Genomic DNA, 8,888 nt, shown 5'->3' on the forward strand with positions numbered 1-8,888 from the left:
CGATTTTGACTTCCTTCTCTATTTAATTGCTAATGTCCTTTTGTTTTTGCCACTTTGAGAAAGTTGCTTTTCTCTCGCGGACAAGAAATATAATAACATATCTGCAAACTTGCGTCAACACTTTTTTATTTTTTTTATGATTAATTTAAATAACTTCTATATAAACAATAATCTCACACAAAATTCTTAGAAAGGTTTCCAACTTTCTATATTGAATATAAATAATAAAAATCAGATAATTGGAGGTGTATACTATGAATTATCTCAAAGATATCAATGGCAGTGTAAATTTGTCACCCTTAGATGCTGAAAGAATTCTAAAAATATTCTTTTTAAATACAAATGTAGAACTTACATTTATATCGAAAGATATAAACATAAAGCAGACAGTTAATTTTTCTGAAATTATAAATAAAGGTAATTTTATTTATATGTTTTCTTTAGAACTTTCAGAATTTCATATAAACACACTAGAGTTTGATTCTGTATATTATTATTCACTCGGTTCCATTGTATTTATATTTAAAAACGGTTCTACTCTTACAATAAGATCCTTAAAAAATTTAAGTAAACTGAAAAATATACTAGTTAAAAAATAAAAAAAACCTGTATATATACAGATTTGATCTCTTTAAAATGGCTGGGCTGGCTGGATTCGAACCAGCGCATGACGGAGTCAAAGTCCGTTGCCTTACCGCTTGGCGACAGCCCAACAATTATAAAATTAAATGGTGCGTCACACAGGGGTTGAACCTGTGACAACACGATTAAAAGTCGTGTGCTCTACCAACTGAGCTAGTGACGCAAATGGTCGGAACAGCAAGATTTGAACTTGCGACCCCCTGCTCCCAAGGCAGGTGCGCTACCGGGCTGCGCTATGCTCCGTTTTTTTTTACGAACAGGATAAATAATATCACAGATTAATATTCATGTCAATATTTTTTATAGGATATAAGGCCTTTTTATTTATTATGGATACAAAAACAAAAAAATATAATTTTATATCCTCAATATCTGATATAATTATTTAATTAGTATAGTAATTTCTTTCAACTTGGAATTTAGACCTAAAAAATAAAAAGAATTTAATTTTGGAGTGATATTTATGAATAAGTATAAGGCTGTTATATGTGATCTTGATGGAACTCTTCTGAATTCAGACCATACAGTTTCAAGCTACACCAAAAAAGTGATAGAGAAAATTAAGAATCTAGGTGTTAAATTTTTTATTGCTACTGGACGGCATCATAAAGATGCGTTGGCTTTTAAAAATATTTTAGGCTTAAATTCTTTTCTGATCACTTCAAATGGAGCAAAAATACATGATGAAAATGATAAGGAAATTTTTTCCACTAACATACCTAAAGAATTAGCTAAAAAAATTATTGAGCTTTCCGTTGATAGCGAAATATATAGGGGGATTTATAAAGATGACTTTTGGTTTATTGAAAAGAACATCAAAGGACTCGATGTTTTTCATAAAGAATCTGGATTTTCTTCAATTATAAAACCCTTTGAAGAACTAAAAAATGAGGATGTTACTAAGTTCTTTTTCATAAGTGAAGATTGTAATAAAATAAATGAGTTGGAAAAAACCCTTCAATCAACATTTAAAGACTCTCTTAATATAACCCTCTCTTTTGAAAATTGCCTTGAAATAGTTCAGAAGGGTGTTTCTAAAGGTTGTGCTATAGAAAAAATACTAAAAGAGGAAAATATATCCACTGAAGAGGCTTTAGCTTTTGGTGACGGATTAAACGATCTTGATATGCTAAAAACAGTCGGCAAAGGATTTTTGATGGGGAATTCACATAAGGAACTAATAAAAAGGCTTCCTGAACATGAAGTTATAGACACAAATAACAACGATGGTGTCGCTAAGCATTTAGAAAAAATATTTTTATGATTTAGTAAAAAAATAAGCGGCTTATAAGCCGCTTATTTTATAAATGCACTTGCTATAACCTTCCCGTCAAAATCATATAGAACAAGACCCTGACCCGGCGTAACTGCTCTTACTTTATCATTTAAAAATTTAACTTTGATTAAATTCTTTTTTATAACCTCTATCTTGCAAAGGTGCAGTATATCTCTAGACCTTGTTTTTGCATGGCATTCAAGTCCGTCTATATCATCTATTTTATCAAAAGATAATACATTTACATCTTCGGCAAAGAGTTCCGTTTTAAAAAGATCTTCATTATCGCCTACTATAACTCTATTTTTTTTAGAATCCAACTTCAAAACATATAAAGGAGTCTCGTGCTGTACTCCAAGACCTTTTCTTTGACCTATTGTATAAAATGCAAAGCCTTTATGCTTTCCAAGAACTGTTCCATCTTTGTTTACAATATCTCCCTCTTTTTCAACTCTTCCGTCTGTCATCTCTATTAAAAATTCTTGTAGTTTACCATCCTCTATAAAGCATATTTCCTGAGAATCTCTTTTAGCATAGACTCTAACTCCTAGATTTTCAGCTATTTTCCTTACCTGAGTTTTTTCTAAATCACCTATGGGAAACATCAAGTATTTTAAATTTTCTCTCTTTACTTGGGAAAGAAAATAAACCTGATCCTTCTTAGGATCATCTCCCATGTAAAGATTACCATTTTTTATTTTGGCATAATGTCCTGTTGCTATAAAGTCTGCTCCCATTTTTCTTCCGTATTCTAGAAGTTTACCTAATTTTATATACCTGTTGCAGACCATGCAAGGATTTGGAGTTCTCCCCTTCTCGTACTCATCTATGAAATAATCTACAACCTTTTCTTTAAAAGGTTCCTTTAAATTTATAACATAATGAGGTATATTGATATCATCACACACTCTCTTGGCATCATATATATCATCAAGACTGCAGCATGTTTTAGAATTGGAATCCTCACTCAACTCATCCATCCCGCTCCAGTGCTTCATTGTAATCCCTATTACATTATAACCTTGTTTTTTCAACATATATGCAACTGTAGAGCTGTCTACCCCTCCACTCATCCCCACTGCTACCGTATACTTGGTGTTTTCAGGATTATATTCAAGATACTTATTAAAACTGTTCAAATCTAAAACCATTCCTCTACCTCTTTTCTTAAAATATAAATTCATAAATTTTTGAAAAAAATAGGAAAAAGCTATTCCTTCATTAATTTTATGATAAATTATTGATAACAAATAGTCAACAAGGTCAAAACTCCAAAAGAAAGCAGTACTAATCCGCAACTCTTTGTGATTTTTTCCAATGTAGACAATTCTACTTTTTTTCTCCAATGGTATAATACATAAGTGATGATAAACCACATAGAGGCTCCGCCTATAAATATTCCTCCTCCTAGTTTCAAAGGAAGAAATCTTGCATTATCTTCTACTATTCCTAAAGTTGTAAAAATAGCTACAAATATAAATACGGTTGATGGATTTGCCAAGGTTACCAAAAAACATGTGAAAAAATTTCTAATTATTCCTTCTCCTTCATTTTCAAGTTGTTTCACTTCAAAATGAGCTCTGAATTTTTTATATCCCATCATTATAAGGCATATTCCTAATATAAACTTCAAATAGGGTTCGTATCTTAGTATCAGCACTTCTATCTGATTCAAAAAAAAATAGGCTATCAGACCGTATATTACATCTACGGAAACCATTCCCAAAGCAGAAAAATATCCTTCTTTCTCACCTTCTACAAGGGTTTTTTCCATACAGTATATTCCTATGGGGCCAAGAGGAAGTGAAAGGACAAATCCAGTTAACATCCCTTTTAATAAAACTATCTCCAAATTCCTCACCTATTTTCTCTAGATTATATTTAGATTCCTCTCATTCCCTACTGCCATTTCCAATATTTCTACAAAATAATCGATCTCTTCTTTTTGTGTAAACCTTCCTAGGCTTATCCTAAGTGTACTCTTGGCCTTACTGATGCTAAAACCTATCGCCTCTAAAACATGTGATGGGCTTAATGTACTTGAGGCACAAGCTGATCCTGCACTTACGGCTATCCCCTTCATATCTAGAGCAAATAATAATGATTCTGCTTCGACTTTTTCGAAACTAATGCTTGATGTATTGGAAAGTCTGTTACTCAGATCTCCGTTTATAGTCACTTTACCTATATTCTCCAGTATTTTTTTCTCCATGTAATCACGTAGTTTTTTTTCTTTTTCCATTTCCACATATAAGTTTTCAAGGGTTATTTCCAAGGCTTTTGCCATGCCACATACTCCAGGCACATTTTCTGTTCCTGCACGTCTATTTCTCTCCTGATGTCCACCTGTTATTAGTTTTTCTATTTTTACACCACTCTTCACATATAGTGCCCCTATACCTTTCGGGCCATAGAACTTATGAGCTGCAAAGGAAAAGAGATCAATATTTTCAAAATCAATCTTAATCTTTCCCACACTCTGAACTCCATCTACATGGAATATAATGTTTTTCTCTTTGGCTATCTTTCCGATCTCTGTAATAGGCTGAAAAGTCCCTATTTCATTGTTAGAGTGCATAATGGATATCAATACCGTCTCATCTTTTATACTTCTTCTGAGCTCCTCTGTATTCACTTTACCCTTTTCATCCACTCCAAGATAAGTAACTTCCCATCCTAGGCTTTCCATATCTTTAAAGGTGTTTAGTACCGAAGAGTGTTCTATCGCTGAGGTTATTAAGTGCATTCCCTTTTTTTTAAGACACCTGGCCACTCCTCTTATAGCCATATTGTTTGACTCAGTCCCTCCAGAAGTGAAAACAATCTCCCTGGATTTTAATCCTAAGAGGCCACTTATCATCTCTCTTGACTCTTCTATAATTTTTTTTCCTTTTTGTCCTACCTGATATACACTCGATGGATTTCCATAGCTCTCTCTCATGACTTTCGTCATGACTTCTATTACTCTATCATCCATAGGAGTTGTAGCATTATTATCTAAATAAACATTCTTCTTATCCATTCATTACCGCCATATCTTATTTATACTGAGACTAAACTTTATTGTATCACACCATTTTTATTTTATCAATTGACCCAATAATTTCAGAGTTTTCTTCCACATTTTGGACAATATTCATACCCGTCTATTATTTTTTCTCCGCATTCACACACACGATTCTCATAGATAACCTCTTCCATATCCTCATATGTTACTTTTTCAGTTTCTATTATTTTACCAATGGATTCTTTGTTTAGTTTGTACATGCTGCCACAAGTTGTGCACTTTAAAATATATTTTTTATTAAATTTAAATACGGGGATAAAGAAAATTTCAAATACATTTGAAATTTCTATTAATTCACCCTTATTATTTAAGCATCCTGTACATTTAAATAAGACTTCCTTGATTTTTTTACTTCGGTTATTTATACCAAAAACTCCTATAAAAAACACTTTTTATCCTTTCAATTGCTTTATTTGATTTTATCATACTTCTATAATAATTAAAAAGATTTTAAAATTTTGAAACTTTTATATTTTATCATCACTGTATTATAATACTTTTTATATGAAAAACTTCATAATAATTCAAATTATAATTTGAAAAGGATGATAACTTTAACTTTTATTCTTTTTTACCACAATACAGGCAATTCCCAAAAGATTCACATCTTGTTCATTTATGTATATCTCTTCATAATCTGGGTTTTCAGGAAGAAGAATTATGGAATTTCTCATTTTCATAAGACGCTTTAAGGTAGCTTCGCCGTCTATTGCTACTGCTATTATATCTCCGCTTTTTGGATCTAAATCTTGACGGAGAAGTACAAGATCCCCGTCATCTATATCTGCATTCTTCATGCTGTCCCCTCTTACCCTCAAGAAGAACCCGCTTTCATCCTTCACAAGCTCCTTCGGAAGATAAAAACTTTCATTTTCTTCCGAATTCATGAAAATAGGAACACCCCCTGATATTTTACAGTATACAGGAAGAGATAAGACATCTTCTGCACTGTACCTTTCACTTAGTCCTCCAAAGTCAACTTCCATGCTTCCGTCTTCATCCCTAAAAAGAATAAGTTCCCTGTCTTTTTCTATATCCAGTGCCACATTCATATCTGCATCAGAAGGCATCATCTCAATATTAAAAATCGGAATATCCCCTATTTTGCCTCCTGACTCGTCAAATATTTCAAGAGAAGTTCCGTCAGTGACCATGCAGTATTCAACGTCCTTGGATACAGATGCATAACTCAGTATCTGACTTTTTGCCTCTTTTATCCCGTTATGCATGGATTTCACCTCTATATAGATAAAAGTTTTCTTTTCCCCCTTTTCATATCTGCTCACGGCTATATCTACAAAGCCCTTTTTAGAACCCATAATTACAGGATGCTCTATCTCTATGAGCTCTTGAGGGTATTTATAATTATTTATAAGCTCATTTATAACCCACTGCCTGATTTTTTCTTCCGGTGAATATAAATTAATCAAGTTTTCTTTAAATCTGTATTCCTCCAATGAAAGATTATACATCCCTCTGATACGGCTCTCTTTGTCAAACCTCAAATACTTTGGCTTTATCTCTTTTATAAATTTTGAGGGTTTTACACTGGAAGTAATATATAGTATTTCCGTCGCTCTGGTCATTCCCACATAAAAAAGCTTTTTTTCTGTAACTTCCTCAAACTCTCTTATTCTATCATCCTTTGAGGAATAAAATGGCACTACCCCTTCATTGGAATTTATCAGTATAACGACTTTACTCTCTATTCCCTTTATTGAATGCATGGTCATGAGTCTTACAGCATTTTTCTCAAAATCACTGTTATCTCTGTCTAGTATCTCACACGGGATATCGCTGATTTTCATTGTCTGACGGGCATTCTCTAACTGCACTCTCGACCTGCCTACAACCACAATCTCGTTCAAATTATAATCTGAAAGCTCATTTTTTATAAGTTTTACCAGATAGACCATCTCTTCAGCCTCTGATGGGAAGTGCCTGTAAACTGGGTAATCTCCCTGCCTGTCTATTAAATAAGGTTTAACATAATTTTCATCGTCTAATATATCATGAGACTTTTCCAAAAGGCTGTAAGCCGCCTGAGATATCTGAGTAGTTGTCCTGAAATTTTTACTCAGTGTTTTGCTTCTCCCTGCCATATTAAAACCTATTGTGGTAAAATTCCTTCCATTCCCAAGCCATGACTGAGAATATATACTCTGTGCACAGTCAAATAAAAAAGTTATACTGGAATATTCTTTTTCATTATATACTTTTTTCAATAATTCTAATTGAAGTTTAGACAAGTCCTGGCTTTCGTCTATTATTATGTGGGTAAATTTATTTATGGCACACTCTTCCATAGTTTCTAGAGCTATTCTTCTCACGTCGTTAAAATCCACATAGTTTCTGTTCAACAGTTCCTTAGAATACAACTCCATCAAATTATAGATTGCTTTCCTTATCTTTGAGTTTTTTGGAAGTCTGTGGCTATGTTCATCATATTTAGTTGCCCCCAATCTATCTGCATTCTGATATTCATCTTCAAGATAATTGCAGGATTTTATCCAGTCTATTTCATCGTAAAGAAATTTAAGGTTATTTTGATTGAATAAACCTATATCGCTGTATTCTTTTGATAATTTTTCTAAATACTCCCCCAAAATCGAAAATTTTTCGCTGTTGCCTATATCAGTGGTGTATTTTTTGTTATTTTTTTTACAGTGTTTTAGGTAATAAGGATAGATCAATCCATCTATTGTTGCTATTTTAACTCTATCTCTCGGTAGTTCAAATAATGTCGGGTAGTTTTTTTTATATTCTTGCTCTATTTTTCCATAAAGATATTCCATGTAATTAATTAATGTTTTGTTATAAGTCATCAGAAGAATAGAATCATTCGGCTCAAAACAATAGTTGTTGAGCAAAAACGGAATCCTGTAAACTCCTACAGTTGTTTTCCCGCTTCCTGCTATACCCTTTACAAGCATATGCCCTGAAGGTTTTGTATAGGATATTTTTTCCTGCTCTTTATTAAGATGCATCTTCTTCCTCCAGTATTTTATCTAAAAGTGAAACTCTCCGGTCTTTTGTAATTACATACTTATTGATATGCTTTGATCTTTAAACGCCCTTAAATTATATCTTTAGTTGAAAATAAACACAACTTTTTTAGTGAAAATATAGAATTCTATAGTAAAAAATAAAAAGTGCATCCATTTTTACAGATGCACTTTTTATTTTTTTATAACTTTCATCTTATTACAAAATCTACATCATCTTCCTGTTGCTCATTTTTATTTTCTCCTACAATTTTTACTATAGCTCTGTCTGGAATTCCTATGAGGGTATCCCCGGGCCCCTTTGCCCACCCCTGCTTCACAATTAATTTTAACGGTGAATTTGAAGTTGTAACCCTTACCATTTTATTCTTAAACTGCACATTTATGCCACCTAAATTTGTGTCTACAAATACATTCCTTTCATCTTCCTGTAGTTTATAGATATATTTTAGGTTTCCGTCGACGTAGATCTCAGCCTTTGAAGCTTTTTGAGTCTTCATCCCTTTTATATTGACCAATAAAAAAGCAAACAATGAAAAAATAAAAGCATAAATTAAAATATCACCTTTTTTGAAATAACTTTTTTTTCTTTTCATCTTCACTTCCTCTAATTTGTTTTCTTTTAGATTTTTAAAAATACAAATAAAATCAGTACTCAAAATTAAAAATCTCTAGTCTTTTATTTTACAGCTTTAATTTCTAGAAACTCCAATTTTTTCTCCCATGTATATTGAGGTTTCCAGGCCTTTCAAAGTATTTTCAACTATGTCTTCATCTATTTTTATTTTACCCTTTTCAAAAATCATAATGCAAGTTGAGCCTCCAAAATAAAAATATCCCTTTTCATCGCCTTTCTTTACAACGGTTTTTGGAATATATGTCTGTTTTATTCCCCCTA

9 protein-coding genes and 3 tRNA genes are annotated in these 8,888 nt (G+C 32.4%); 2 read left to right on the forward strand and 10 right to left on the reverse strand.

Features of this window, described 5'->3' with window-relative positions:
* The first annotated feature begins 254 nt into the window (after positions 1-254).
* Positions 255-599: a hypothetical protein gene (locus tag ABZA26_RS02870; protein ID WP_372713017.1), complete on the forward strand. Its 345-nt coding sequence runs from the start codon at positions 255-257 to the stop codon at positions 597-599.
* 38 nt (positions 600-637) lie between these two features.
* Here ABZA26_RS02870 and ABZA26_RS02875 read toward each other — a convergent pair.
* From ABZA26_RS02875 to ABZA26_RS02885, 3 genes are all read right to left on the reverse strand, one after another.
* Positions 638-712, reverse strand: a tRNA-Gln gene (locus tag ABZA26_RS02875).
* A gap of 17 nt (positions 713-729) precedes the next feature.
* Positions 730-805, reverse strand: a tRNA-Lys gene (locus ABZA26_RS02880).
* Positions 806-808: 3 nt separating this feature from the next.
* A tRNA-Pro gene (locus tag ABZA26_RS02885) sits at positions 809-885 on the reverse strand.
* Between the two features lie 220 nt (positions 886-1,105).
* Between ABZA26_RS02885 and ABZA26_RS02890 the strand changes: the two genes are divergently transcribed.
* A complete protein-coding gene (locus tag ABZA26_RS02890) occupies positions 1,106-1,906 on the forward strand; it encodes a Cof-type HAD-IIB family hydrolase (protein WP_372713018.1) in 801 nt (266 codons plus the stop codon).
* Positions 1,907-1,938: 32 nt separating this feature from the next.
* Here the strand turns inward: ABZA26_RS02890 and mnmA are convergent, their stop codons facing one another.
* From mnmA to ABZA26_RS02925, 7 genes are all read right to left on the reverse strand, one after another.
* Complete coding sequence (gene mnmA / locus ABZA26_RS02895; protein ID WP_372713019.1) at positions 1,939-3,069, reverse strand: tRNA 2-thiouridine(34) synthase MnmA; 1,131 nt, start codon at positions 3,067-3,069, stop codon at positions 1,939-1,941.
* Positions 3,070-3,155: 86 nt separating this feature from the next.
* Positions 3,156-3,779, reverse strand: coding sequence for a LysE family translocator (locus ABZA26_RS02900; RefSeq protein WP_372713020.1), 624 nt, complete (start codon positions 3,777-3,779; stop codon positions 3,156-3,158).
* Between the two features lie 9 nt (positions 3,780-3,788).
* Positions 3,789-4,940, reverse strand: coding sequence for a cysteine desulfurase family protein (locus ABZA26_RS02905; protein WP_372713021.1), 1,152 nt, complete (start codon positions 4,938-4,940; stop codon positions 3,789-3,791).
* Between the two features lie 83 nt (positions 4,941-5,023).
* The gene (locus ABZA26_RS02910; RefSeq protein WP_372713022.1) at positions 5,024-5,374 is read right to left on the reverse strand and encodes a zinc ribbon domain-containing protein; all 351 of its coding nucleotides are present in this window, start codon (positions 5,372-5,374) and stop codon (positions 5,024-5,026) included.
* A gap of 165 nt (positions 5,375-5,539) precedes the next feature.
* A complete protein-coding gene (locus ABZA26_RS02915; protein WP_372713023.1) occupies positions 5,540-7,972 on the reverse strand; it encodes a S24 family peptidase in 2,433 nt (810 codons plus the stop codon).
* Positions 7,973-8,181: 209 nt separating this feature from the next.
* Positions 8,182-8,586, reverse strand: coding sequence for a NusG domain II-containing protein (locus ABZA26_RS02920; protein WP_372713024.1), 405 nt, complete (start codon positions 8,584-8,586; stop codon positions 8,182-8,184).
* A gap of 96 nt (positions 8,587-8,682) precedes the next feature.
* Positions 8,683-8,888 (reverse strand): phosphatidylserine decarboxylase (locus tag ABZA26_RS02925; protein WP_372713025.1); only part of this gene is annotated, 206 nt, incomplete at its 5' end.

Origin of the sequence: Ilyobacter sp. (assembly GCF_041583315.1) — a bacterium.
In the GTDB taxonomy this organism is placed as follows: Bacteria; Fusobacteriota; Fusobacteriia; order Fusobacteriales; family Fusobacteriaceae; genus Ilyobacter.

Excerpts from the sequence above, each read along its gene's own strand:
- ABZA26_RS02870 (WP_372713017.1), top strand. The coding sequence starts at position 255 with ATGAATTATCTCAAAGATATCAATGGCAGTGTAAATTTGTCACCCTTA.
- ABZA26_RS02890 (WP_372713018.1), top strand. The coding sequence starts at position 1,106 with ATGAATAAGTATAAGGCTGTTATATGTGATCTTGATGGAACTCTTCTG.
- mnmA (WP_372713019.1), bottom strand. The coding sequence starts at position 3,069 with ATGGTTTTAGATTTGAACAGTTTTAATAAGTATCTTGAATATAATCCT.
- ABZA26_RS02905 (WP_372713021.1), bottom strand. The coding sequence starts at position 4,940 with ATGGATAAGAAGAATGTTTATTTAGATAATAATGCTACAACTCCTATG.
- ABZA26_RS02915 (WP_372713023.1), bottom strand. The coding sequence starts at position 7,972 with ATGCATCTTAATAAAGAGCAGGAAAAAATATCCTATACAAAACCTTCA.
- ABZA26_RS02920 (WP_372713024.1), bottom strand. The coding sequence starts at position 8,586 with ATGAAAAGAAAAAAAAGTTATTTCAAAAAAGGTGATATTTTAATTTAT.